The 25,921-nt window shown below is 64.3% G+C and carries 22 protein-coding genes and 1 tRNA gene; 9 read left to right on the forward strand and 14 right to left on the reverse strand.

What is annotated here, in order from left to right:
* Positions 1 to 17: 17 nt before the first annotated feature.
* Positions 18 to 629, forward strand: a complete 612-nt coding sequence (locus WDM94_12685; protein MEJ0013449.1) for a hypothetical protein — start codon at positions 18 to 20, stop codon at positions 627 to 629.
* On the opposite strand, the gene WDM94_12690 is transcribed toward WDM94_12685, so the two are convergent.
* Positions 622 to 1,059 (reverse strand): EVE domain-containing protein, encoded by a 438-nt coding sequence (locus WDM94_12690; GenBank protein MEJ0013450.1) that lies wholly within the window; start codon positions 1,057 to 1,059, stop codon positions 622 to 624. The genes WDM94_12685 and WDM94_12690 overlap by 8 nt on opposite strands.
* A 120-nt stretch (positions 1,060 to 1,179) precedes the next feature.
* On the opposite strand from WDM94_12690, the gene WDM94_12695 reads away from it, so the two are divergent.
* Positions 1,180 to 3,378: a SulP family inorganic anion transporter gene (locus WDM94_12695; GenBank protein MEJ0013451.1), complete on the forward strand. Its 2,199-nt coding sequence runs from the start codon at positions 1,180 to 1,182 to the stop codon at positions 3,376 to 3,378.
* Here WDM94_12695 and WDM94_12700 read toward each other — a convergent pair.
* The 6 genes from WDM94_12700 to WDM94_12725 form a co-directional block, all read right to left on the reverse strand.
* Complete coding sequence (locus WDM94_12700; protein ID MEJ0013452.1) at positions 3,375 to 4,028, reverse strand: DUF2306 domain-containing protein; 654 nt, start codon at positions 4,026 to 4,028, stop codon at positions 3,375 to 3,377. The two genes, WDM94_12695 and WDM94_12700, sit on opposite strands and share 4 nt — an antisense overlap.
* A 166-nt stretch (positions 4,029 to 4,194) precedes the next feature.
* Entirely contained in the window at positions 4,195 to 4,374 is a 180-nt protein-coding gene (locus tag WDM94_12705; GenBank protein MEJ0013453.1) for a hypothetical protein, read from the reverse strand.
* A 66-nt stretch (positions 4,375 to 4,440) separates the two neighbouring features.
* Complete coding sequence (gene ettA / locus WDM94_12710; protein MEJ0013454.1) at positions 4,441 to 6,093, reverse strand: energy-dependent translational throttle protein EttA; 1,653 nt, start codon at positions 6,091 to 6,093, stop codon at positions 4,441 to 4,443.
* A gap of 117 nt (positions 6,094 to 6,210) precedes the next feature.
* A complete protein-coding gene (locus tag WDM94_12715) occupies positions 6,211 to 7,038 on the reverse strand; it encodes an FTR1 family protein (protein ID MEJ0013455.1) in 828 nt (275 codons plus the stop codon).
* A gap of 4 nt (positions 7,039 to 7,042) precedes the next feature.
* A complete protein-coding gene (locus WDM94_12720) occupies positions 7,043 to 7,378 on the reverse strand; it encodes a cupredoxin domain-containing protein (protein ID MEJ0013456.1) in 336 nt (111 codons plus the stop codon).
* A 235-nt stretch (positions 7,379 to 7,613) separates the two neighbouring features.
* Positions 7,614 to 8,855: an FAD-dependent oxidoreductase gene (locus WDM94_12725; GenBank protein ID MEJ0013457.1), complete on the reverse strand. Its 1,242-nt coding sequence runs from the start codon at positions 8,853 to 8,855 to the stop codon at positions 7,614 to 7,616.
* Positions 8,856 to 9,010: 155 nt separating this feature from the next.
* Here WDM94_12725 and WDM94_12730 point away from each other — a divergent pair, with 155 nt between their 5' ends.
* On the forward strand, positions 9,011 to 10,090 hold the full coding sequence (locus WDM94_12730; protein ID MEJ0013458.1) for a PRC-barrel domain-containing protein: 1,080 nt from the start codon (positions 9,011 to 9,013) through the stop codon (positions 10,088 to 10,090).
* A gap of 55 nt (positions 10,091 to 10,145) precedes the next feature.
* Here WDM94_12730 and WDM94_12735 read toward each other — a convergent pair whose 3' ends face one another.
* A complete protein-coding gene (locus tag WDM94_12735) occupies positions 10,146 to 10,835 on the reverse strand; it encodes a matrixin family metalloprotease (protein MEJ0013459.1) in 690 nt (229 codons plus the stop codon).
* Between the two features lie 214 nt (positions 10,836 to 11,049).
* Between WDM94_12735 and WDM94_12740 the strand changes: the two genes are divergently transcribed.
* From WDM94_12740 to WDM94_12750, 3 genes are all read left to right on the forward strand, one after another.
* Positions 11,050 to 11,125: transfer RNA gene (locus WDM94_12740), tRNA-Ile, on the forward strand.
* Positions 11,126 to 11,196: 71 nt separating this feature from the next.
* Entirely contained in the window at positions 11,197 to 11,901 is a 705-nt protein-coding gene (locus WDM94_12745) for an SIMPL domain-containing protein (protein ID MEJ0013460.1), read from the forward strand.
* An 11-nt stretch (positions 11,902 to 11,912) separates the two neighbouring features.
* Positions 11,913 to 12,323 (forward strand): hypothetical protein, encoded by a 411-nt coding sequence (locus WDM94_12750; GenBank protein ID MEJ0013461.1) that lies wholly within the window; start codon positions 11,913 to 11,915, stop codon positions 12,321 to 12,323.
* A 911-nt stretch (positions 12,324 to 13,234) separates the two neighbouring features.
* Here the strand turns inward: WDM94_12750 and WDM94_12755 are convergent.
* Entirely contained in the window at positions 13,235 to 13,486 is a 252-nt protein-coding gene (locus tag WDM94_12755; GenBank protein MEJ0013462.1) for a hypothetical protein, read from the reverse strand.
* 89 nt (positions 13,487 to 13,575) lie between these two features.
* On the opposite strand from WDM94_12755, the gene WDM94_12760 reads away from it, so the two are divergent.
* Together WDM94_12760 and WDM94_12765 are read left to right on the forward strand one after the other, a co-directional pair.
* Positions 13,576 to 16,692, forward strand: a complete 3,117-nt coding sequence (locus tag WDM94_12760) for a type ISP restriction/modification enzyme (protein ID MEJ0013463.1) — start codon at positions 13,576 to 13,578, stop codon at positions 16,690 to 16,692.
* A gap of 48 nt (positions 16,693 to 16,740) precedes the next feature.
* Positions 16,741 to 17,055 carry a hypothetical protein gene (locus WDM94_12765; protein ID MEJ0013464.1) on the forward strand — a complete coding sequence of 105 codons (315 nt, stop codon included), beginning with the start codon at positions 16,741 to 16,743 and terminating at the stop codon, positions 17,053 to 17,055.
* Positions 17,056 to 17,102: 47 nt separating this feature from the next.
* Here the strand turns inward: WDM94_12765 and rpoD are convergent, their stop codons facing one another.
* The gene (gene rpoD / locus WDM94_12770) at positions 17,103 to 19,166 is read right to left on the reverse strand and encodes an RNA polymerase sigma factor RpoD (GenBank protein MEJ0013465.1); all 2,064 of its coding nucleotides are present in this window, start codon (positions 19,164 to 19,166) and stop codon (positions 17,103 to 17,105) included.
* Positions 19,167 to 19,350: 184 nt separating this feature from the next.
* On the reverse strand, positions 19,351 to 21,303 hold the full coding sequence (gene dnaG / locus WDM94_12775; GenBank protein MEJ0013466.1) for a DNA primase: 1,953 nt from the start codon (positions 21,301 to 21,303) through the stop codon (positions 19,351 to 19,353).
* Positions 21,304 to 21,464: 161 nt separating this feature from the next.
* Between dnaG and WDM94_12780 the strand changes: the two genes are divergently transcribed.
* Complete coding sequence (locus WDM94_12780) at positions 21,465 to 23,966, forward strand: DUF4238 domain-containing protein (protein ID MEJ0013467.1); 2,502 nt, start codon at positions 21,465 to 21,467, stop codon at positions 23,964 to 23,966.
* On the opposite strand, the gene WDM94_12785 is transcribed toward WDM94_12780, so the two are convergent.
* The 3 genes from WDM94_12785 to WDM94_12795 all read right to left on the reverse strand — a co-directional run bounded on the left by WDM94_12785 (position 23,963) and on the right by WDM94_12795 (position 25,878).
* Positions 23,963 to 24,433: a hypothetical protein gene (locus tag WDM94_12785; GenBank protein MEJ0013468.1), complete on the reverse strand. Its 471-nt coding sequence runs from the start codon at positions 24,431 to 24,433 to the stop codon at positions 23,963 to 23,965. The two genes, WDM94_12780 and WDM94_12785, sit on opposite strands and share 4 nt — an antisense overlap.
* Before the next feature lie 520 nt (positions 24,434 to 24,953).
* On the reverse strand, positions 24,954 to 25,400 hold the full coding sequence (locus WDM94_12790; protein MEJ0013469.1) for a DUF1801 domain-containing protein: 447 nt from the start codon (positions 25,398 to 25,400) through the stop codon (positions 24,954 to 24,956).
* A 52-nt stretch (positions 25,401 to 25,452) separates the two neighbouring features.
* Positions 25,453 to 25,878, reverse strand: a complete 426-nt coding sequence (locus WDM94_12795; GenBank protein ID MEJ0013470.1) for a hypothetical protein — start codon at positions 25,876 to 25,878, stop codon at positions 25,453 to 25,455.
* Positions 25,879 to 25,921 lie beyond the last annotated feature (43 nt).

The raw sequence follows: 25,921 nt of genomic DNA on the forward strand, positions 1-25,921 counted from the left end.
ACGTACGGAGCCGCACGATGATCGACCGCCATTTTTTCTTCGACCGCATCCGCCTCACCCTGTTCGACGGCGCGCTCCGCCAGTCGCAGGTCGATGGCCTGACCGCGATCCTCGACGCCTGGGAGCGCGACCACGCCGCGAGCGACGACCGCTGGCTGGCGTACATGCTGGCAACCGCCCACCACGAGACCGACCGCACGCTGCAGCCGATCCGCGAGGCTGGCGGCGCGGCCTATCTCCGCCGCATGTACGACGTCACCGGCGCGCGGCCGGCGCTGGCGCGCAAGATGGGCAACACGGAGCCCGGCGACGGCGTGAAATATTGCGGGCGCGGCTTCGTGCAGCTCACCTGGAAGGACAACTACCGCGCCATGACGGGACCGACGTGCATCGACCTCGTCGCCTTTCCCGACAGAGCGATGGAACTGCCGGTCGCGACCGAGATCCTTTTCACCGGCATGATCCGCGGCATGTTCACCGGACGGAAACTGGCCGACTACTTCAATCCGTCGCGCGCCGACTGGACCGGCGCCCGCCGCATCGTCAACGGCACCGACAAGGCGAACCTCATCGCCGGCTACGGCAGGAGCTACTACGCCGCGCTCAGCCACACGACGCGAGTCACGTGATCTTCGCCGCGACGTCCATCGCCTCGGCAATGAGCTGGAAGTCGTCGGCACCGACCTCGAAGCTGCCGCGGCGGAAGACGTAGCCCCACGACGCACGTCCCTTGGTGAAACTCAACATGTCGAGCAGTGGGCGGATCGGCGCATCCTTCGCCTTGAGGAACGCAACGTCGCGGCGGAGCGCGCGAAACCCGCCGCCCATTTCGCCTTCGTACGGCTCGCCCGGCTTGATGCGGCCGATCGCGGTGAATGCCTGCACCGGCTCGCCCTCGCCGATCGTCTCGCGTGGCGAGTAGTACGCGAGCCAGTCGCCCGGCGAGAGCCGCCGCACCGGCCCGGCCTTGCCGTGCGAAAGCTGGCAGAAACCGCCGGCGACGCCCTTCATCACATGGTCGCGGGAGGCAACACCGATCCAGTAGCGCGTTTCGGACATGCGGCCAGTCTAGCCCAACGGCTGCCCGCAAGTGTCAGCAGACAAAGGGCGCTTTCCGCCATGAGACTGTCGCGTCCATGTCATAGTGAGCGCCAGAGGAATCCGGTTGCCGCTCGCCGCATGACCATCAGCTCCCCGCCCCCGCCATCGGGCAACCTGACGCACGCCATAGCGGCGGGCGCAACCTGCGGGCTGCTGGCCATCGTCCAGTCGATCGGCCTCGGCAGCCTGCTGGCGACGGGCGTGCCGTCGTTCTCGCTGACCGCCATCGGCATGGCGCTGTTCTCGAGCGCCGTCGTGGCGGCGATCACGCCGCTTCTCTCCTCCAGCCCCGGCATCGTCGCGATCACGCAGGGCGTGGCGACGGTCGGTATCCTCGGCATGCTGAGCACCGTCGAGACGGCGACCGCCGGCGCCTCGGCAGCCACCCTCACCGCGACGCTGGTGGCGACCGTAGCCGTGGCGACGCTGGTGACCGGCGCGACGGCCTTGATCCTAGGCGTCTTCCGCCTCGGCCGCTTCATCCGCTTCACGCCGTTTCCGGTGGTCGCGGGATTCCTCGCCGGCTCCGGCCTGCTGATTCTGCGCGGCGGGCTCGACGTCATCGCCGGGCGCCCGATCCTGGAAGCCGCAAGCCACGTCGACGGACCGCTCGCCGGCAAGTTCGCCGCTGCCGCCGTGTTCATCGCCGCGGTGCTGCTGCTCGGCCGTGTCGTCACCTCGCGGCTGCTGCTGCCGGCGATGGTCGCCGCCGCGCTGGTGCTGTTCAACGTCGTCGCCTGGGCCACCGGCTTGTCCAGCGCCGCGCTCGCCGCCGGCGGCTGGCTGCTGACCCTGCCGCAGAACGCCGTGCTGTGGCCGCCGATCGCGCCGGCGGAGTTCGGCCTGATCAACTGGCACGCCATCCTGCCGGCGATGGAGTATCTGCCCGCCGCGGCGGTGCTCACCATTGCGGCGCTGCTGATGAACGCCACCTCGATCGAGCTCGACCAGCACCGCGACGTCGATCTCGACAACGAGCTGAAGGTCGTCGGCCTCGCCAACATCGTCGCCGGCCTCGGCGGCGGCCTGCCCGGGTTTCACTCGCTGTCGCTGACTTTCCTCGGCAGCCGGCTCGGCGGCCGCGGCGCCGCCGTCAGCCTGACGGTGGCGGCGATGTGCTTCGGCGCGCTGCTTTTCGGCAACGTCGTGCTGCGCGCTATTCCGACGCCGCTGCTCGGCGCCATGCTGCTGTGGATCGGCAGCTCGCTGCTCACCGAGTGGCTGTTCCGTTCCTACCGGCGCCTGTCGATCTGGGAATACCTCGTCATCATCCTGATCTTCGTCGCCATTGCCTTCGTCGGCTTTGCCTGGGGCCTGTTCGTCGGCGTCGTCGCGGCGCTGATGCTGTTCGTCGTCGAATACGGCCGCATCGACATCGTCCGCCTGTTCGTCACCGGCCGCGACTACCAGTCGAGCATCGACGCGTCGGAGGAACGCCGCCAGACGCTGGCCGCGCACGGCGAGGCCATCCTCATCATGCGGCTGCAGGGTTTCCTGTTCTTCGGCACCGCCGACCGCCTGCGCCAGCGCGTCGAGCGCCGCGCCATCGACCAGGGCACGCGCACGCATTTCGTCGTCATCGATTTCCGCCGCGTCACCGGCCTCGATTCATCGACCGTGCTGAGCTTCGTCCGCCTCAGCCAGACCGCGGTGCGCGAAGATTTCACCATCGTCTTCACCGGCGTCAGCGAAAGTACGCGCGCCACCATGCTGCGCGGCGGCCTCGACGTCGGCGACGAGGCCCCGATCCGCTTCATCGGCGACCTCGACGCCGGATTAAAGTGGTGCGAGGACGCGCTGCTCGCCCGCACCGCGCCGGACTACCGGCCGAACGCCGCGCGGCCGCTGGAAAGCCGCCTCGGCGATATCCTGGAAGATCGCGACGTGGCGGCCAAGGTCGCCGCCTACTGCGAGCGCATGGACATCTCGCGCGGCGTCACCCTCATCGAGCAGGGCACGCCGTCGGCCGACATCTTCTTTGTCGAGTGCGGCCACGCCTCGGTCAGCGTCGCCTCCGACGGCCACACGCCGGTGCGCCTGGCGACGGTCGGCCCGGGCGCCATCCTCGGCGAGGTCGCGTTCTACCTCGGCGAGGAGCGCTCGGCCTCGGTGATCGCCGAGGAAGACATGGTCGTGTGGCGCTTCTCGCGCCAGTCGATCGAGCGGCTGCAGGCCGAGATGCCGGACGTGGGGCTCCGCTTCCACGAGGGCATCGCGACGATGCTGGCCAAGCGGCTGATGCAGACCAACCATCTGGTCAGGCTGCTGGCCGACTAGGCCTCGGCGACCGCGATCCGCCTGCCCTCACGGCGCCTCCGGATCAGCAACTCGGCGACGCCGAGGTTGATCAGCCACGCCGCGCCCATCATCAGCGCCCTGGTCATGTCGTCGAGCGGGCCGGACAACAGGATCACCGGCAACTGCGTCAGCGCCTGCGTGCCCGCGCCCTGCCCTATCGCATAGGCACGCCGCATCCATGCCTGATGCATCTCGACATTCCGCCGCCGGATCGCGACGTAGCCCAGCACCAGGGACGCTGCCATGCCGGCGCCGGCGAGCAGGCGGAAGCTGTGGAGCAGCGCGTTGTCCGCGGGCACGATCGCGTACGCCAGCGCCATCCAGATTCCGGACCCCGCGGCGACCAGACCGAAGGGCACCAGCGCGCGGCCGGCGATACTATGCCAGCGCGGATGGTAACGCCGGAGGCCCGGCGAAAACTGGAACGCGCCGACGATGCAGTAGATCGTAACCGATAGGACGTGCAGCACGACCGGAACCGGCTCGGCGAAGAAGCGGGCGTTGTCGGCCGTGACCGGCGCGCCGCTCGCCAGCATGACGAGGCGCGCCATGCCGGCGACGACCGGAATGAACGCGAGCGCGATCAGCCCGGCCGGGATCAGCCAATCGGATTTGGCGTAGCGAACCATGGGCCCCCGGGGCGCGATGTGTTGCGGGAATTCGTCTGCAAAGCAGCGTCCCGCGGGCCATTGTGCCGCGTCGTTCGCCGGTCAGATACGCGGTCTAGCACGTCGCCGCGTATCGCTGTTGCGAATTGACGGACAACATCATCTGTCGGCTCAGACTGCTGATCGACTAGGCTTCCGCCAATTCCAGCCGCTGCTCAATGCGGCCAACGCGTTGGTCGATCCGGTCGAGACGGCTGGAAAGGCTGGCGTATTGGTTCGCGAGGATGCCCAGGCGCGACTTTACCTCAACCATGTCTTCGCGCAGGTCATCGACCGCCCGGCGGATATGGCGGAGGTGCTCGAGCACTATGCTCTCGACTTCGTCATCGCGGCAGGATCGCTCATAGCTGCGGCAACGTCCAGTGCTGGCCGCCTACCGCGTCAGCCGCTTATACTTCACCCGGTTGTGGCTGTTGGCGTCGGCGCCGAGGCGGCGGATCTTGTCGGCTTCGTAGTCGGCGAAGTTGCCCTCGAACCATTCGACGTGGCTGTCGCCCTCGAAGGCGAGGATGTGGGTCGCCAGCCGGTCGAGGAACATGCGGTCGTGGCTGATGACCACGGCGCAGCCGGCGAAATCCTCCAGCGCGTCTTCCAGCGCGGCGAGCGTCTCGGTGTCGAGGTCGTTGGTTGGCTCGTCGAGCAGCAGCACGTTGGCGCCGGCTTTCAGGAGCTTGGCGAGGTGGACACGGTTGCGCTGGCCGCCGGAGAGCGAGCCGACCTTCTGCTGCTGGTCGCCGCCCTTGAAGTTGAACGCGCCGACGTAGGCGCGCGAGTTGATCTCGCGCTTGCCGAGCTTGATGATGTCGGCGCCCTCAGAGATTTCCTCCCAGACGTTTTTGTTGGGCGAGAGATCGTCGCGGCTCTGGTCGACGTAGCCGAGATGCACGGTGTCGCCGAGTTCGATCGAGCCGGAGTCCGGCTTCTCCTGCCCCGTGATCATGCGGAACAGCGTCGTCTTGCCGGCGCCGTTCGGGCCGATGACGCCGACGATGCCGCCGGGCGGCAGCTTGAAGGTGAGATTCTCGATGAGCAGGGTGTCGCCGTAGCTCTTCGAGACGTTCTCGAGATCGATGACGTTGTCGCCGAGGCGCTCGCCCGGCGGGATGATGATCTGCGCGGTGCCCGGCGCGCGCTCCTCGTTGCGCTTGAGCAGCTCGTCGTAGGCGCGGATACGCGCCTTGGATTTCGTCTGGCGGGCACGGGGCGAGGCCGCGATCCATTCGCGCTCGGCGTTGAGCGCACGCTCGCGCGCCGCCTCCTCACGGCCTTCCTGCGCCATGCGCTTGGCCTTGGCCGAGAGGTACGCCGAGTAGTTGCCCTCGTACGGGATGCTGCGGCCGCGATCCAATTCGAGGATCCAGCCGGTGACGTTGTCGAGGAAGTAGCGGTCGTGGGTGACGATCAGGATCGCGCCCGGATATTCGCGGAGGTGCTTCTCCAGCCACTGCACCGTCTCGGCGTCGAGATGGTTGGTCGGCTCATCGAGCAGCAGCAGGTCGGGCTGACGGAGCAGCAACTGGCAGAGCGCGACGCGACGCTTCTCGCCGCCCGAGAGATTCTCGATCGGCGAATCGTTCGGCGGGCAGCCGAGCGCATCCATCGCCTGCTCGACCTGGGAATCGAGGTCCCACAGGTTTTCGCGGTCAATCTTCTCCTGGAGCGTCGTCGCCTCGTCGGCGGTCTCGTCGGAGTAGTTCATCATCAGTTCGTTGTAGCGGTCGAGGATCGCCTTCTTGGCGGCGACGCCTTCCATCACGTTGCCGACGACATCCTTGGTCGGATCGAGCTGCGGCTCCTGCGGCAGGTAGCCGACGGTGGCGCCTTCGGCGAGCCACGCCTCGCCGGCGTATTCCTTGTCGGTGCCGGCCATGATCCTGAGCAGCGTCGATTTGCCCGAGCCGTTCGGGCCGAGCACGCCGATCTTGGCGTCCGGGTAGAACTGGAGATGGACGTTCTCCAGCACCTTCTTGCCGCCGGCATAAGCCTTGGTCAGGCCCTGCATGTGATAGATGAACTGCCGCGCCACTTGGGACTCCGTGGGCACACCCGCGCCATGCGGGAAGCCGCGTTTTTGAGGTGAGGTCGAGAGGTGGCGTTCTTCTAGTCGAAGCGCAAGGCCGCCGCAATATTTCGCGTCGGCGCGCTACGCCGTCGCCGGCTTGCCCGTCTTCTGCGGCGCGCGGGCGTAGCGGGTCAGCCCGATCATCGCAGCGATGACGCCGAGGTAGACGACGAGCTGCATGCCGGTCGGCCGGTCGCTGTAGCCGATCAGCGTGTGCAGCACGAGGCCGATGGCGCCGTCCTGCGGCAGGATCGCGGAGGTGTCCCAGATCTGCGTGTTGAGGGCGGTCAGCACGTTCGCCGCGTTGAGGAAGAACACCGCCTGTGTCGCCAGGCCCGCGGCGAGCAGCGTGATCAGCCAGCCGGTCACCGTGAAGATATAGCGCTGCGGTATGGCGAGCAGCCCGAGATAGGAAAGGCCGGTGACGGCGACGCCGCCGAGCACCCCGAGCAGGCCGCCCTCCAGCATCGCGACGCCCGACGAACCGGCGGCGGCGATGCCGTAGAGGAACAGCACGACCTCGGAACCCTCACGCAGCACGGCGACGCCGCAGACGATGGCGAGCGCGGCGAGCGGCCGGTCGCCGTGGGCGACGTCCTGCCCGACCTTGCGGACCTCCGCCGCCATCTGCCGGCCGTGGCTGGCCATCCAGGCGTTGTGCCAGGCGAGCATGCCGACCGCGAGGATGAGGATCGCAGCGTTGAAGATTTCCTGGCCATAGCCCTGGAAGAGATTCGAAATCTCGCCGGCGAAGATCGCGACAAGACCGGCGCCGACCAGACCGCCGAGCACGCCCAGCCCGACCCACAGCCCGCGCCCGTGCACCCCACGCGTCGCGGCAAGCACGATGCCGACGATCAGGCCGGCTTCGATCACCTCACGCAAGACAATGACGAACGCGCTGAGCACCGGCCTACTCCGCCGTGACCGCGCCGCGCGCGGTCGCCTGATTGAAATCGCCGATGAAGAGATAGACGTCGGGCGACAGCGGGCCGAAGCGAACTTTGCCCTTCGAGCTGCCCGGAATGATCTTCTCGACCCTGAGTGTCGCCGATTCAAATTCCTCCGGCGTCGGGTCCTGGTTATCGACGGTGAGCTCGACGACCTTGCCGGCGGGCACCTTCAGTTCGACCGGATCGAATTTGTGATCCTTGATCACGATCGCCATCTGCACGGGATCTTCGGCAAACGCCGGCGCGGCAAATCCAAGCGTGACCAACACGGCGACGGCGGCAATACGGCTTTTCATTTTTATTGGCGACACCAACGGGGGCCTCGGCGGATTGGCGTACAGGCCGAAGCCCCTGACCGCAATGCATTTTCGGTCGCAGGCGCGGCGCCAAGCCTTTGTAATTATTCTAATTATGCCAACGGTGGCCTAAGCCGTTGGCGACGCACCGATCGCGTGGCCGCCTGCAAACCGGCAGTCACCCGAAAGTGACGTTGGAATGAATCTCAAGTCGCCGGGCGACCGCTCCCGCGTCTCAGGCCGGCGCGGCGGCGAGGCCGGCGACCAGCGCCTTGAGATCGGTCCCCTCGTCCTCGACCAGCGCCGGCGCCGGCGAAATCCCGGCGCCGATCATGCGCCGGCCGAGCACGTGATCGGCCGGCCGGTTGACCGAGTCGATCGCCACCAGCCGCTCGCCGGCGTAGTGGAAAACGGAAAACGTGCCGCCCTCCGGCGCGCCGCGCATGACGCTCCGAGTCGCATCGCCGGAAAGCCCGACCATCTGCAGCTTGACGTCGCCCTGGTCCGACCAGAACCACGGCACGGCGCGATACGCCTCGCGCCGGCCGAGCAGCGTCGCCGCGACGATCTTCCCCTGATCGACGGCGTTCTGCACCGACTCCAGCCGGATGCGGCGGTTGAGTTCCCAGTGCGTGAAGGACACGACGTCGCCAACCGCCATGATCTCGGGGACGTTGGTCTCCATGAAATCGCTGACGCCGATGCCGTTCGCGATTTCCACGCCTGCGGCGGCGCCGAGCTCCGTGTTCGGGATCACGCCGATGCCGATGACCGCGATGTCGGCCGGAATGCGCGCGCCGTCGGCGGTGGTGACCGCAACGACGCGACCGTCCTCGCCTACGATCCCGCCGACCGGCGTGCCGAGGCGGATGTCGCTGCCCCAGCCGCGGTGCAGCGCCAGGAAATGCTGCGAGATTTGCGGCGCGACGACGCGACCCATCAGGCGGTCGGCGGCTTCCAGCACGGTCACCGTCTTGCCGAGCAGCCGCGCCGTCGCCGCGATCTCGAGGCCGATGAAGCCGCCGCCGACGACCACGACGTTGGCCGCGGCGGTCAGCCGCTCGCGCAGCCGCCGCGCGTCGCCGGCATGGCGGAGCGTCATGACGCCGTCGAGCGCGATCCCGGCGATCGGCGGCAGGCGCGGGCGCGAGCCGGTTGCCAGCACGACGCGGTCGAACGGGATCGCGCCGCCGTCGGCCATCCGCACGACGCCATGGCGCCGGTCGATCGCGGTCGCCTCGGCGCCGAGGCGCAGATCGACGTTGTTCTTGACGTAGAACGACTCCGGCCGCAGCGGCAGCAGGTCGTGCTTCGGATCCTTGAGGAACGCCTTCGACAGCGGCGGCCGCTGGTACGGCAGGTCGGGCTCAGCGGTGACGAGCGTCAGCGTGCCGTCGTAGCCGTCGGCGCGCAGACTCGCGGCGACCTGCGAGCCGCCGTGGCCGCCTCCGACGATGACAATTCCGTTATCGAACACGCCGGTTTTTCCCGCCCCGATTTCGCGGCCTTTTCAACACACGTGCGGCGGAAACTCCAGCCGCTTCGATTTGGAACATATCCCGCTGCGCATCGTTTTCTCTCCGCTGACGGGAGCGTTCCCGATGGGGCACCATTCCTCTCGAGGAGACCAAAATGCTGCTCAAGCAACTTCTTGCGGCCACGGCCATCGCGACGATCGCGACGGCCACGCAGGCTGCCCAACCGACTGTCAACGCAACCGCCGGCGCCAACGCCGCCACCACCGTCCTCCCCGCCACCGGCCAGGTTCTCCTGCCGGCGGCCACCTCAGGCGATCATCTCGCCACCAAGCTTATCGGCGCCGCGGTCTATGAAAGCGACGCTGCCGACGCCCAGTCCATCGGCAACATCAACGACATCGTGATCGCCGACAACGGCGCCGTCTCGGCGGTGGTCGTCGGCGTCGGCGGCTTCCTCGGCATCGGCCAGAAGAACGTCGCGCTCGACTTCACCTCGCTTCACTGGACGACCCGCGACGACGGCCCGGTGCTGGTGGCGAGCGCCACCAAGGACGACCTGAACAACGCCCCGGCCTTCGACACCGCCGCGCTCGACCAGCCGGTTCCGGCCGACGGCACGGCGCCAGTCGACCAGACGGCGTCTAACGTTCCGGCGACAGACGCGACCGGCGCGGCGACCACCGATCAGGTGCCCGCCGACGACACGCTCGCCCAGCAGGCGGCGCCTGATGCCGGCACGGCGGCCCCGGCTGACCAGACGCAGGTAGCGACCCAGACACCGGTCCCCGCGGCCGGCGCCACCACGGACGCCACCGGCACTGACCAGACGCAGATGGCGGCGCAGACTCCCGCGCCGGCCGCCAGCGGCACGTCGGCGACCATCCCGAACTCGGCCGACCTGCAGCCGGTCGATGTGGCAACCATCAGCGCCAAGGACCTGATGAACGCCACCGTCTACTCCGGCACCAACGAGAACGTCGGTGAAGTCAGCGACGTGATCTTGGCTGAGGACGGCAAGATCGACGCGGTCGTGCTCGACGTCGGCGGCTTCCTCGGTCTCGGTGAGAAGCCGGTGGCCATCGGCTTCGATGGCCTCGACATCCGCAAGGACGCCAACGGCGCGCTCTTCGTCTACACGAAGTTCAGCAAGGACCAGCTCGAAGCGGCGCCGCAGTACGACAAGGACGCGTACTCCGGCTCGCGCGACACGATGCGGCTGACGTCGCCGTCGTAAATTTGGAATGAGGCCAGCGGAGCGGCCCGCACTTCGGTGCGGGCCGTTTCGTTTTTTAGGGCCGGAACAGATGCCGCGGATCGAGCGGCGCGGCATTGGCGTTCGCACCGAGGCCGACTTCGGCGGTGCCGATTGCCGGCGCCGCGATTGCCGCGACCGGCGGCGTCGCACCCTTCTCCCCGTATAGCGCCAGCGCCCCGGCGATATCGCCCGCCTGCGGCCCCGAAAATTTCTCGCGGTAGCGGAAATCCATCAGCACCCCGGTGACGCCCGGATGATCGAGCCCGATGGCGTGGCCGATCTCATGCTCCAGCGCGTAGCGCAGATCGTAGACGTCGAGGTTACCGTCGAAGCCGACCTTCCATTTCTGCACCGGGTTGAGACAGATGACGGAACGCGCGATGGGCGCGGTGCCCTCGCCTGACGCTGCCGCGTGGGCGACATTGGTGAAGGCGCGGCCGAACGGATCGGCCTCGGCGCCGATCAGGATGTCGGCAGTCGCCGGGTCCGACGGCTGGAAGACGATGTTGGCCACCGCCGACCAGACCGCGAAGGCTTGCGTCACTTCCCCCTGGAACCGGGCAGACGAGATTCCGTTGGCGGCGAGAAGGCCATCGAGGGCGACGACCGAGCGGCAATTGCGGGCATCGGGGAATTCGCCAGGCGCGGCCACCAGGGCGTAGGTCACCGTCGCGCCCGTGCCCAGCACCGGCGCCCCCCATTTGACCGTATCCCCGTCGAGCACCAGCAGCCGATGATCGGCGACGCTCCCCGCGAGCGCTTGCCCCGCACCGGCCGCCAGCAGGACGAGGGCGAACCACGCACCCCGCTTCGTCAGGCAGCTATTCCCCGCTTCAGTAACGTGAGGCTAACACAGCTTCGATTCGACGAAAGTTACAAATGCCGGCCGCGCCGGGGCTGGTTGAAGGCGGCGCGAAGCGGTGTATACCGCCTCTGGCGGGCCTGTAGCTCAATGGTTAGAGCCGGTCGCTCATAACGATCTGGTTGCAGGTTCGAGTCCTGCCGGGCCCACCACGCTGTCGCGCCGCAATGATACCGCAATGGATTGGCACCCGTCCGCGCCCCGGATCCAAGGAGTACCGCCCATGAAGACGTTCGCAGCCAGCCTAGCCGCCCTCGCCTTCCTCGCCGCGCCGGCCTTTGCCGACGCGCCGCCCGTGCCACAGCTCCAGGCCAACGGCGCCGGCATCGTTAACGTCACCCCGGACATCGCCATCGTGACGCTGGGGGTGACCACCCGCGGCGATACGGCGAGCGCGGCGCTGACCAAGAACAGCACCGATCTGGCGGCGGCGATCGCCGTGATCAAGGCGGCGAGCATCGCCGACAAGGACATCGGCACGTCGGGCTTCTCGATCTACCCCGTCTACGCCCAGAACAGCGACGGCAGCCAGACGCAGCCGCCGAAGATCGCCGGCTACGAAGTCTCGAACGAGGTGCGCGTCACCATCCGCGACATCGCAAAGTCGGGCGCGATCCTCGACCAGGTGGTGACGGCGGGCGCCAACCGCGTCTCCGGCATCAACTTCGACGTCGCCGACCGCACGACGCCCTCGGACGCGGCGCTGAAGGACGCGATCGCCGATGCCAGGCGGAAGGCCGAGCTGATGGCGGCGGCCGCCGGCGTCAAGCTGGTGCGCATCCTCAACGTCTCGACCTCCGAGGGTGGCGGCCCGATGCCGATGTACGCGCGCATGGACCTGAAGGCATCGGCGCCGGTGCCGGTGATGCCGGGCGAGCAGCAGGTGACGGTGAACGCGTCGGTGACTTTTGAAATTGCGCCGCAGTAGCGGCGCGTTCGATGGCGAAGCCCGCCCAAAAAAAGAAGACGAAAGAGCCACCGAAGTTCAGCTTCTTCGGTTACGAGCACCGCGGCGAGCCGCTCGCCAGCCGCTCGGTGTTCGTCCGCCGGCTGGCCGTAAACGGCCTCGTGGCGATCGTGCTGATACTGGGCTCGCTGTTCGTCGGCATGGCCGGCTACCACTTCATCGCGCGGCTCGAGTGGATCGACGCCTTCCAGAACGCGGCGATGATTCTTTCCGGCATGGGCCCGGTCGACGAACTCCACGACAACGGCGCCAAGCTCTTCGCCGGCCTGTACGCGATCTACTCGGGTCTGGCGCTGATCGCGACCGCCGGCGTTACGATCGCGCCGATCCTGCATCGGTTTTTGCATCGGTTTCATCTGGAGGATGAGGCGGACGAGGAGTAGCGGACCCGCCCCTTATCCCTGCCTTCTCAGTGTCCGATCTCCCCGACGGGGAGAGGGCTTCGGCTCTTGTGAGCGAAGCGAACTGGAGACGAAGGGTGAGGGCAACATCTGGCGCGCATGACTCCTGTCGTTTCTCCCCTCACCCCATGAGCCTAACTCGCTTCGCTCGTAAGGCTCATGGCCCTCTCCCCTCCGGGTAGAGGGGACATCTGAGTATGCGTCCGCGTTCTCGCGACGCCTTTGCATCCGAGTCATCGTCTCCTTCCACTTTTTCGATCCCTGTCGCGCTTCGGCGCTCCACGGTCTCTTGTCTCAGTCCCTCATCCGCCTTCGCGCTTTGCGCTACGGCGTGAGAAGGGGTGGCGGGCGCTCGGTTGAGTGCCAAACCAGCTAGCTTCTGGGGCGCTCGAACCAAGCGCCCGCCGTGCTGCTTTTCGGGTTAGCCCCGCACCCGGACTCGTGGCCAGGCCGGAGGGGATGTCGCCTCCCCGGTCCTCGCTTCGGTGCCTTCACGTGCGGTGCCGCCACGGAAGATCTCCGTCGCGGCCACCGCGGCACCGGACCACGCACCCTTGATCGCGCCATGACGCGTCGACGGCCGGCTACCTCACCGGCTGACGGGTTACTTCCTTCTGCGGCCCCTGCCGGAACCGCCAGGCAACACATCCCCACTCCGCAAACTGGTCGCCACCGGTTGGCGCCCCTTCGTCGAGCGAGGACGGAGCATCATCATGGGAGTTGGGTACTGTGGGATAAGTTTTTAGTTATGCCCGCTCAGAAGTTGAGCGGCGCCCTCTCCTCCTCCTACCTCCCCCTTGCGGGGAGGTCGAAATCGCAGAGCGATTTCGGGTGGGGGTGACGCAAGAAAGTCGGCGCCGCGGCCAGCGGCGACGTCCGCTTCCGTCGGCGGCTCAGCGCAGGATCGGATCAACGATGTCGGGATTCTCGAAGATGCAGGTGGCGAGCGTGCCGTTGCAATGGCGGCTGGAGCGGCAGAGCGCGCGGCGGCACGCCATCCACAGGCACAGCCGATCCGCCTCGACGCGGCGCTCATAGACCAGATCGCGCTCGGGCCGCGGCGGCAGCGTCAGCGGCGGGCGTTCGAGTTGGGGCTCGAAGGGGATTTCGCGGGGGTTCTGGAAAGCTGACTTGGGGCTGGTCATCCTGCCATCGTCATCCAAGTCTCGGAGACGGGGATAACTTCCCAGTCCTTCAACCTTGACGGTCATTGACCGTCAAGCGACAAGCAGCAATGGCGAACAAATTCGACTCATATCTTCGAAAACTCCGCGAAATTCCGCTTGATGAGCAGACCGAACACACCGGTCGCGCGGCGCTGGAAGCATTGCTGAACGAATTTGCCAGAGAGACGGGGTCGAGGGGCCTCACCATCCAACATGAGCCCAAGCGCATAGCTGACAAGGGTGCACCAGACTTCAAGATCAAAAAAGGCGGCCTGATCCTTGGTTACGTCGAAAACAAAGCCATCGGAGAGAATCTCGATAAGGTTCTGAAATCCGATCAGATCAAACGCTACAAGACTCTCTCGCAAAATATCATCGTCACTGACTACCTGCATTTCGCCTGGATTAGCAAAGATGGCATCCAGCGCGAGTCGCTGTGCCATTCGACCGATCTGGAAAATCCGAAATACCGGCTACGTGAAGATCGCGTTGCCGCAGTCTCGAAGCTACTGCAGGGCTTCTTTTCGACGGCTCCCGAAGGCATCGGCCGTTCGCAGCAACTCGCGTTGGCTCTCGCCGTGCGCAGCAAATTGCTCCGCGACTACCTCGGCGAAGAACTGGTGAGGCAGGAGCGTGAGCATAAGGAAGGGCGACTTTTTGGCCTCTTTCAAATCTTCCGCGACCAGGTCTTCCACGAACTAACGCTTGAGGAATTTGCTGACGCATTTGCGCAGATGCTTGCCTACGGCCTCTTTCTTGCGCGGCTCAATTCCGGTTTGGAACAGGTGACACTCCACAATGCACGGGAGTACGTACCGGGGTCATTCAGACTCATTCGTGAACTCGTCGACTTCTTGATCGAACTCGAAAAATACGAGTACCGCGATGTGCGTTGGGTGGTCGAAGAGGTGCTGTCCATCGTGAATTCGTTGGATCTTGCGGCCATTCATGAAGACCTATCGTTCCGCCGGCGGAAGGCGATTAGCCGCAATGTGCGCGCCACGGATGAGGAAGAACACAGGCTCTTCGAGCGCGACCCCTTCATCTATTTCTACGAGGACTACCTGAAAGCTTACGACCCTGCGATGCGCAAGAGTCGTGGGGTGTACTACACGCCCCCGCCCATAGTGAACTTCATTGTTCGTGCAGTGGACGACATTCTGAAGGACAGCTTCAGCATCCACGACGGCCTAGCCGACCACAAGCGGGTGACCGTGCTCGACTTCGCCTGTGGCACCGGAACATTTCTCTTGGAGGTGTTTCAGCGAATCTTCGACAATATTGGTGGCCCAGAGACTGGACGCGCCGAGCCGATCGTGCGCGAGCATATTCTAAAGAACCTGTTCGGATTCGAATACCTGATCGCGCCCTATACAATCGCGCATCTCAAGCTGTCGCAGTACCTGAGGGATCAAGGGCATCCACTAGATGGCGACGAACGACTCCAAGTCTTTTTGACAAATACGTTGGAGCCAGTTGAGCCCCAGATGAACCTCTTGCTCCCCGCGATCAGCGCTGAAGCCGAGGCGGCCCAGCGAGTAAAAGAACAGCCCGTCCTAGTCATCACGGGCAACCCGCCATACTCGGCCATTTCGCGCAACAAGGGGCCTCACGCGTCCGCCTCCATCGGAGCTTACAAGTGGGTTGACGGGAAGCCGCTAGGAGAGAAAAAGCACTGGCTGAATGATGACTACGTGAAATTCATCCGCTTCGCTCAGCAAAAAATGGACGCCGTTGAGGAAGGCGTCGTTGGCATCATCACCAATCATTCCTGGCTGGACAATCCCACCTTCCGAGGCATGCGCCAGTCGCTGATGTCGACATTCGACCAAATCTATGTGCTCAACCTCCACGGCAATGCTGAAAAAAAGGAGCGTCCTCCCGGCGGGGGCGAGGATCAAAACGTATTTGACATCAAGCAGGGCGTTGCGATTGGCGTGTTTGTAAAAAAGGCGGGCCTACCACGAGGCGTGTTCCACGCCGACGCGTGGGGGTCGCGTCAAAGCAAGTACGAAACCGCTGCAAAGGAGACACTGAAAACACAGATTTGGAATGAATTGCAGCCGACTAGCCCCTATTATTTCTTCATTCCTCAGACTACTTCCGGGCGGGCGGAGTACAACGAGTTCCGCTCTATCGCCGACATCATCTCCCTGAGCGTCACAGGGATTGTTACCGCCCGCGATGGATTGGTGGTCGCGTTTTCCGAACGCGAGCTTCGGACGCGGATCAACAAATTCATCGATCCGACAGTGCCGGACGAGGAAATCCGCACCAGCTATGCAGTCGGGGACAACTACCAATGGAAGCTAGCGACCGCTCGAAAGGCACTGGAAGGCGAGCCGTTTAATCCGAATCTCGTTGAGGACTATAATTTTAGGCCATTTGATCGTCGCAAACTCTACAACGACGGCCGGTTGGTTTTCCGACCGCGGCGAGCGGTGATGCGGAATTTCAAGTGGCCAAATATCGGATTGATTACGACCAGAATCACCAAAGACGAAGGTGCGGTATTCTGTACGCTGGACCCAATCGCTCATAAGAGCGCGTCGGCATACGACATCTCTTACGTGTTTCCTCTGTATGTTCATCCAGCCGACCAGTCGCAGCAGGAGAGAGGACGAAGAGCTGCCGAAAACCTCTCCCCAGATTTCCGTTCGTTCCTTGATGCACGTTATGACCATCACTACAGTCCGGAGGAGGTCTTCGGCTACGTTTATGCCGTGTTGCACGCGCCGACCTATCGGTCGCGCTATGCCGAATTCCTCCGCATCGACTTTCCACGTGTGCCCTTTCCCGATTCCGCAGAGGACTTCGAAAACCTCTCTGTCCTCGGCTGGGGCTTGGTGCAGGCACACCTCCTCCTCGAACTGCCGCAGCGGGGGTTGGCTGCGTACCACGGCAAAGGCAACCATACGGTCGAAGGCGTACGCTATTCACTCCAAGAGCAGGCCATCTGGATTAACACCACTCAACGCTTCGAGCCCGTGACGCCGGCCGTTTGGGAATTCCAAATCGGCGGCTACCAGGTGCTCGACAACTATCTGAAATCACGCAAAGCGCGCTCGCTATCACTTGACGAAATCACCCACGTTTCAGCAATCGCAGACAGCCTTGCGTTCACGATCGAGCAGATGGCTGAAATCGACAAAGCTTACCGAGCGACATTTCCCGACCGGGGATAAGCGGCCTTCGGCCCTCGCGCCCGCTAGTCAATTCGAGCATGATTCACTGTGATTCGCTTCCAGATTTGCGGTGGACGTGTGGCTCGCCCTGACGAACCGGATTTTTTCGAAACCGAAACGCAACAGGAACTGTTTGGGCCTGATGCGACACCTGTTTACCAGCCTGACCCAGACAAGGTACGCGCGAGACTACACAAGATTATTGGCGAAGCCCGCACGGCCAAAACATTGCCGTGGGAACCGACGCGGCTCTCACTTTACCGCGCCATTGTTCCCCAAATGACACTTTGGCTCCCGGATGACGAAGGCGCGCAACTTCGCTTTGAGTTCGAAACGGAGATTGCGCGGCTGAAGGCGGCGTAGCCCTGAGATGGGAATGGCCGGGACAAGCCCGGCCATAACGACATCGACTAATTATCCAGGAACGACCGCAGCTTCCGTGATCTGCTCGGATGCTTCAACTTCCTCAACGCCTTCGCCTCGATCTGCCGGATGCGTTCGCGCGTGACGCTGAACTGCTGGCCGACTTCTTCCAGCGTGTGGTCGGTGTTCATGCCGATGCCGAAGCGCATGCGCAGCACGCGTTCCTCGCGCGGGGTGAGCGAGGCCAGCACGCGGGTGGTGGTCTCGCGCAGGTTCGACTGGATCGCCGCGTCGATCGGCAGGATCGCGTTCTTGTCCTCGATGAAATCGCCGAGGTGGGAGTCTTCCTCGTCGCCGATCGGCGTCTCGAGGCTGATCGGCTCCTTGGCGATCTTGAGGACCTTGCGCACCTTCTCGAGCGGCATGGCGAGCTTCTCGGCCAGTTCCTCCGGCGTCGGCTCGCGGCCGATCTCGTGCAGCATCTGGCGCGAGGTGCGCACGATCTTGTTGATCGTCTCAATCATGTGCACGGGAATGCGGATGGTGCGCGCCTGATCGGCGATCGAGCGGGTGATCGCCTGGCGGATCCACCAGGTGGCGTAGGTAGAGAACTTGTAGCCGCGGCGGTACTCGAACTTGTCGACCGCCTTCATCAGGCCGATGTTGCCTTCCTGGATCAGGTCGAGGAACTGCAGGCCGCGGTTGGTGTATTTCTTGGCGATCGAGATGACCAGGCGGAGGTTCGCCTCGACCATCTCCTTCTTCGCCTGGCGCGCCTCGCGCTCGCCCTTCTGCACCATATGGACGATGCGGCGGTACTCGGTGATCTCCAGCCCGGTCTCGGTGGCGAGATTCTGGATCTCCTTGCGGAGGTCCTTGATCTTCTCCTTCTCCTTGCCGACGAATTCCTTCCACCCCTTGGCGGAGAGATTCGAGATGCGGCGGATCCAGTTCGGATCGAGCTCGGCGCCCTGGTATTCCTTGAGGAAGGATTCGCGGGTGACGCGGTGGGATTCGGCGAGCCGCAGCAGGCGGCCCTCGTAGCCGAGCAGGCGCTTGTTGATGTCGTAAAGCTGCTCGACGAGGCTGTCGATGCGGTGCTGGTTGAGCGACAGCGATTTGACCGCGGTGACGATCTCGTCCTTGAGCTTCTTGTAGCGGCGCTCCTGCGACGGCGAGAGCGTCGTGTTCTTGAGCTTGAACTCGACGTCCTGGTCCTGCAGGCGGCGGAGCTTCTTGTACTCGGCGGCGACGGTGTCGAAGGTCTCGACGACCTTGGGCTTGAGCTCGGCCTCCATCGCGGCGAGCGACATGGCGTTCTCGAACTCGTCCTCGTCTTCTTCTTCCTGCGCGGCGAGACGCGCGCGCTCCTGCGCGACCTCGTCATCGTCGTCGCTGCCCTTGGGGGCGAGCGGCGGCGGGTTCGCCGGCTGGATCTTGATGTAGGGGTTGGTGCGGCCGTTCTGGTGGCCGCCCTCTGGCGGGGTGTGGACCTGGATCGGCGCGTTCTTGGCGTCGGGGCCGGCGTAGGTGGCCTCGAGGTCGATGATGTCGCGCAGCAGAATCTTGCCGGCGGCCAGCTCGTCGCGCCAGATGATGATGGCCTGGAAGGTGAGCGGGGATTCGCAGAGGCCCGCGATCATGGTCTCGCGGCCGGCCTCGATGCGCTTGGCGATGGCGATTTCGCCCTCGCGCGACAGCAGCTCGACCGAGCCCATCTCGCGGAGGTACATGCGCACCGGATCGTCGGTGCGGTCGGTCGGTTCCTTGGCGGCCTTGGTGGCGACGGCGGAAGACGGGCGCTCGGCGACCTCGGTCCCCTCCTCCTTCTCTTCCTCCTCGTCAGCGTCGGCTTCCTCGACCTCGTCGGTCTCGATGACGTTGATGCCCATCTCGGAGAGCATCGACAGGACGTCCTCGATCTGCTCGGAGCCAACCTCCTGCGAGGGCATCACGGCGTTGAGCTCGTCGTAGGTGACAAATCCGCGCTTCTTGGCGGACTTGATCATCTTCTTGACGGCGGCATCGGAAAGATCGAGCAGCGGCCCGTCCGGAGCCTCGGCGGCCGGGGCGTCCGGGGCTTCCTCGTTTTCCTGAACCTTGGTCGCCATCTAATCTAATCTCCGACAGCCGAGCGGCGGGCGCATCGCCCGCCAGCCCGAAAATGAAAACGCCTTACAAATCCGCAAGATACCGGCTGCCCTCGTCCCGACCGGCACTCCCCGAACCTAATGTCCCCGTCTTAAGCCACGCTTAACCCTGCCGGGCAAGGCGGGCCGTATGCGACTTCCAGCATCAGAACGCCCGCGCGGCGCGCCCGGATGGGGCGCCGAAACCCTCGATCAAAGCCTCGGTGCCCTCGCTTTTGGCAAGCTGCTGCTGGATGTCAACCAGACGGGCGAGATTGGCCTCGCTGGGATCAAGGCCCAGCGCGCCCTCGGCGTCCTTGAGTTCCTTATGTAACGCCCCCGCCCGGCGGTGCAAGGTCAACGCCTGCAGCCAGCCTTCATTGGCATCGGCGTCGGCGGCCTCGGGCGTCGCCGGCCAGTATCCCGCCTTTTCGACCTGATCTTCCAGCCGCTCCAGCACGGCGCCGAAGCCGGCCGCGGCAAGGGCGTCACGGATCGAGGCGCCCTCGCCGTCGCCATGCGAGACGATCTCGAGGATGGAACCGCGCAGGCGATCGAGGTCGGTCGACGAAAACTCGATGTGGGCGAATTCGTCGAGGTGGCTCTGAAGCAGCGCCGGGTGGTTGATGACGGTCATCGCCAGCACGACCTCGCGGAGCGGATGCTGGGCGCGGCCCGACATGATCTGGCTGCGGCGCAGACGATCGGAAACGGGAATGGCAGTGGAGCGAGTAGGGAGTAGCGAATAGCGAGTAGCGGAAGAAGAGCGACTAGCGAATGGCGAATAGCGCGTAGCGAAATTCCGGCCCCTACCTTGGTCCCTATTCGCTACTCGCCACTCGCTATTCGCTCGCGGGAAGAAGGCAGCAACGCGCTCGGCGAAGGCCTGGATGTAATGACGGCGCACGCTCTCGTCGCCGATGGCGCGCGCGATCTCGCGGAGCTTGGCTTCCAGCGCCGCGCGCCGCTCGGGCGTGTCGAAGACGCCCGCTTCGGTCTCGCGCACCCAGATCATATCGACCAGCGGACGCGCCGCCGCGATGACCGCGGCCATCGCATCGCGGCCGCCGGAGCGGACGAGATCGTCGGGGTCCTGCCCCGCCGGTAGGAGCGCAAAGCGCAACGACTTGCCGGGCGCGAGCAGCGGCAGGGCGAGATCCGCGGCGCGGAAGGCAGCACGCACGCCGGCCTTGTCGCCGTCGAAGCAGAGGATCGGCTCGTCGGCCATGCGCCACAGAATCTGCAACTGGCGCTCGGTGAGCGCGGTGCCGAGCGGCGCGACGGTGTTCAGGAAGCCGGCGCCGACCATCTGCACGACGTCGACATAGCCTTCCACCGCGATCACCGTACCGGTGTCGTGGGTGGCCTTGCGCGCCTCCGCGCCGTTGTAGAGCAGCGAGCCCTTGTGGAAGAGCTCGGTCTCCGGCGAGTTCAGGTACTTCGCCGGCACGTCGGCAGCGAGCGCGCGGCCGCCGAAGGCGACGATGCGGCCCTTGAAATCGGCGATGGGAAAAATGACGCGATCGCGGAAGCGATCGAACGAGACCGGAATGTCGTCGCCGGTGACGAGCAGGCCGGCGGCGATCATCTGCGCCTGCGTCACGTTCTTCGACGCGAGATGCTCCTTCAGCGCCGCACGGTCCGGCGGCGCGTAGCCGACGCGGAAGCGGCGCTGGAGTTCGGGGCCGAGATCGCGGTTCTGCAGATAGCCGCGCGCGGCGGCGCCGGCGCGGGACTGCAACGCCGCCTCGAAGAATTTCGTCGCCAGCTCCATCACCTCGTGGAGCGTCGCGCGTTCCTTCTCGCGCTCCTCGGCGAACTGGTCGCGCGCTGGCATGGCGACGCCAGCCTCAGCGGCCAGCCGCTCGACGGCCTCCGGGAACGACAGCCCCTCCGTTTCCATCAGGAAGGTGAAGATGTCGCCGTTCTTCTGCGCCGAGAAATCGAACCACTTGCCCTTGCTGTCGTTGACGAAGAACGACGGCGTCTTCTCCGCATTGAACGGCGACAGCCCGGCGAACTCCCTGCCCTGCTTCTTGAGCTTCACCCGCCGCCCGACGACCGCCGACGCGGGCAGCCGCGCGCGGATTTCATCGAGCAGGGAATCGGGAAAGCGCATGCGAGCGGCGACCGAATCAGCGGGGAGCGGGAGTGATTCGCGGGATTATACGGGGTCGTGGTGTGGCGGGCGGATGGCGGCGGGTTTAGGCGCGGTTTTCCGGGTTATGCACAGGACAGTCGGCACGGCACACAGCTCGCACCTCAACTACATTGGCGAGAGTGATTCTTGCGGCGCCAGATCGACACTGGTGCTCGCGCGCCGAAACCCGAGCAACTGACCTCACGATGACAAAAACGCGAAATAACCACTACGTGCCGCAGTGGTATCAAGAAGGCTTCTTCGAGCCTGACCGCAACACGCTTGCATATCTTGACTTGCAGCCTGCCCAGAAGAGGCTCGATGACGGCCGAACGATTGTAGGGAGAGCGTTGTTTGACGCACCGACATCACGCGCATTTTTCCAGATCGATCTCTATTCAACTTTTTTCGGCAACTCCATCAACGACGAAATCGAACGCCGATTGTTCGGTGAAGTAGATGCACGAGGATCGCGAGCCGTAAGGGCCTTTGCGGGACCGGCAGACATCAATGAATGGCATCGAAATTATCAGACGCTGTTCGAATACATTGACGTCCAAAAAATTCGCACGCCTAAGGGATTAGATTGGCTCAAGGCGCAATACCCCGATCTTACCCAAAACGAACTTATGTTCGAGATGCAGGGCATCCGGTCGATGCTCTGTACGATCTGGAGCGAAGGAGTCCACGAGATCGTCTCAGCTGAGGACGCGGGTCTAAAGTTCATAATCAGCGACCACCCAGTCACGATCTACAACTATGCGGCCTCCCCTGCCGCAGACGAGTGCCGGTATCCAAATGATCCCGGAATTGCGCTAAGGGCCACACAAACGATCTTTCCGCTCAACCGGAATTTTTGTTTGATAATTACAAACCTTGAATACGCGAAGGATACGTCAACTCCGCCCCTCGAAAAACGGACCTTCGCACGCAACTATCGCAATTCCATGGTTCGAACCGACGGGTTCATCCACACGCGCAAACTGTCCGACGACCATGTGGCGCAGATCAACTACATCGTGAAGCTGCGCGCCCGTCGATATGTAGCGGCCGGCCGTCAAGAATGGCTCTATCCCGAAAGACAATTCGAAGGACAGTGGTCCGATCTAAGGACGACGCTACAGCCGCCAGAAAACGGGCTTTGGCACTTCGGCGGCGAGATAATTGCAAAGTTCGACAGTGGGCACGTTCACTATCAGGACGAATTCGGAAGAACCGAGCAGCCGCGCGACTTTCTAGTTAAGCAGCCGCCCAGCGGTCCGCTTCGCAGTCGCGACTTATGTGGCTGTGGCTCGGGGCGATCTTTTGGTGCTTGCTGCAGCTCGAAGCCCGTCACACTGCGACCATCGTGGGACGAACGCAGCATCCGCGAGCGAAACATCATGCTGCTGAACGGCATCGACAACGTCTTGCGACTGTCGGAAGGGCGAGATTGGATCAGCGTGCGGCGCGATCTAACAGACGAGCAAATAAGCAAAGTCTACGGAATTTTCGAAGCCCTTTGGCCCCTTGAGACCGACTTGCTGAAGTTATTGCCGAAGCCGGATGGAAGCGCTCGCGCCGTGTATACCGGGCCAATTCATCCGGCAACGATAGTCGAGTTCGCGCTTGCGGCGCCCCTCTATTTCGGCGAGCTAATCGTCGAACACCCGTTTGTTCACGCCGGCATCATGAAGAAGGAATTCAGCCCCGTTCACAGTCCCAAGAAGTACCGCCAGGAGTTTCTAAAAACAGTCCTTTGTTTTTTGACTATCATGCCCCTGGTTGAACATGGCCTGGTAAATTTAATCCCCGACCCATGCAACTTCGACAGCCATCTCCGTGACGAGATGCTGAGGATGGCCACAGCTCGTTCCGCTGGCATTGAACTCAGTCCAAAGGATGAGCCTCGAATTGAAGAACTAATGAGACAAGACTTTCAACGTGGTCTTTGGTCGATGCCAAGGGACGCGCTTCGGCGTGAATTTTTGAAATCCTCTCCGGGACTAGATGGGACTGCGCTGACGAATGCCCTTTCCTACGTCGACCAAATCAAACAAGAAGACCCACTCGCGGTGTTGCAGGAGGGGTCTCTAGCTGGCGGAAAGGAGGGCGGGCAACTCAACATGATCAAACTCGCTCCGAATTTCGAAATGGTGCTTTATATCGCACAAGCGACCGGCTCTTCGATCGTCACCGATAGCCCCATGCGCTGGCGCGAGATAAAAGCCGCTATTGCTCGCCGATTGAGCGTAGCAGGTGCGGCGCGACTCGCGAGCTTGGAGAACAGCATCCGATCAGCAACGTTCGCTTTTCCGCAGGTCGCAACTGACATTGCCACGCTTGATGTTCAAGGCACGATGAAGGCATACGCGCCACTCATGCGCGACGCGTTCAAATACTTGTCGAACTACGAAGAGCGCGGACGGAAACCAAACGTCGAGGCGAGCCTAAATGGATATTTCGTAAGGGCACACGCATCAGCACAGGCAACGATTTCTAGAATCGGCATGCCGATAAAACACGGCAAGGTCTTGTGTGCATTTCCGGCGAAAGGCCTTCAAGATAATAACGTCAATCGCCTGCTCCTAATGTCTAGTTCGGAAAAGCATTTGCTCAGCGTTCCGATGGCTTTCTTCATCCAAGAGCACAAGGCCGCCTAGTCACGCTGGTATGATTTCCGGGAGCGCAGTTGTCGCCAAGCTAAGCCCCGTCGTTCGATGGCCCACTCCGCCTCCCACTTCTCCTTCCCCCTCGGCATAAATCCTCCCGGGCTGATCTCGCCCGCGACCTCGTCGCCGCGCGACGGCCACTGCCGCAGCTTCGGCAACGGGCCGCCCATGTATCCCGGCGGCAGCATGTCGAGTTTGTCCCAGAGGAAGCCGTTGTCGTCGTAGTCGGTGCCGGCCGTGCCCGCGGCGATCGCCCGGTAGTCGTGCGGGACGCCGTAGTCGAGGACGTAGGCGATGCGCAGGCCCGCGCCCATCGCGCTGCCCTCCGTCTCCTTCCACGGCGCGGCCTGCAGCCAGTGGATGAACGGCTGCTCGAACCGGATGCAGAAGGAGCGGGCTGAGTAGCTGCGCCAGTCGTCGCCGCCGGGCTTCGGCGCGACGCCGGCGAGCGGCGGCATCCGCATCTCGGGCAGCGAGGATGAGAGACACCCCTCCCCGAAACCGCTTTGCGGTTTCGGCCCTCCCGCAAGGGGAGGGCTCAAGCGGAGTTTGTGACGCGCGGCGGGTCCAACCGGCATCGTCATCACCCAGCTTGACCGAGTGATCCATGTCGGGCGGCGGTTGGTGACGCGATGGCGTGCCAGCGCGATCAGGTTCTTCTCCTGCGCGGCGTTCGTCTTCGGGTGTAGCAGTCGTCGCTCATGGTCGGCGGATGTGGCTGGAAGTGACCCCCTCCCGCCCTCCCCTTTCAGGGGAGTTCGCGGGCAGAGCGCGATCGACGCTGCACTTCCCTCCCCCTTGCGGGGAGGGTGGACGGCGTAGCCGGCCGGGTGGGGGAGTGCCTCCCATTGGCTTGTTCGACTTCATGCAACGCGTTCCCCCACCCGCCTCGCATTCGCTCGGCACCCTCCCCGCAAGGGGGAGGGAGGACAAATAACTTCCGCCCGCGGCCATTGGCGATACCGGCGGTGTTGAATCTCATCCGGCTTTCTTCGCCGGCTTCTTCGCGACTGCCTGCTCCGGCTTCGCCGTGTTGAGCTTCACCGCCGCTTTGATCAGCGCCTTGAACGCCTTCTCGTCGATCTTGTCGCCCTCGCGGAAATCGATGGCGCGGCGCGTGGCGCCTTCGAGGCTGGAGTTGAAGAGGCGCGACGGATCGGGCAGCGACGCGCCCCTGGCAAAGGTCGTCTTCACCGCCGCCTTGTAGGTCTCCCCGGTGCAGATCAGCCCGTCGTGCGACCACACCGGGATGCCCCACTTCCACTCCTCGACCGCGTCCGGATCGGCTTGCCGGATGAGCGCGCGGATGCGGGCGAGCGTCTCGCCGCGCCAGCCGGGCAGCTCGGCGATCGCGATGTCGATGAGTTTTGACGCGGCGGCGCCTGCGGCGACGGCTTTCTTCTCGGCGGGGGATGCTTTTTTCATCGCTGCGGTCCGCGGCCCTCTTGGCTGACGTCGCCGCGACGATAACGCAAAATCAGCCGCGCTTCTTCGTCCTTGGCTTCGCGCCGTAGCGCAAGCCGTCGACGAGCAGTGCGACCATGCGCTGGGCGGCGGCGGCGCCTTCGCCATGCGACTGCGTCGACAGGCTTGCCACCGCGCCCAGCAGTTCGCCTGGCTCCACGCCGGCGCGGATCTCGCCCGCCTCCGCACCGAGGAGCCGCCCTACTCGATGCTCGACCGCGGCATCGAGCGCGACATGCTGCCGACCTGCCAGCGCTATGGCATGGGCGTGACCTCGGCCATTCTCGGTCCGCGCACGATGGCCCAGCTCGACGAGCTCCTCGCCGGCGCCGAGGTGCGGCTTGCGGACGATGTGCTGGACCGGATCGACCAGATCGTGCCGCCCGGCGCCGATGTCGGCATCAATGAAGCCGACTACCAGCCGCCGGCGCTGACGCAGGCGAACCTGCGCCGCGCGTGGTCGCGGAACGCGCCGCGGCGTG

Origin of the sequence: Bauldia sp., assembly GCA_037200845.1 — a bacterium.
GTDB lineage: Bacteria > Pseudomonadota > Alphaproteobacteria > Rhizobiales > Kaistiaceae > DASZQY01.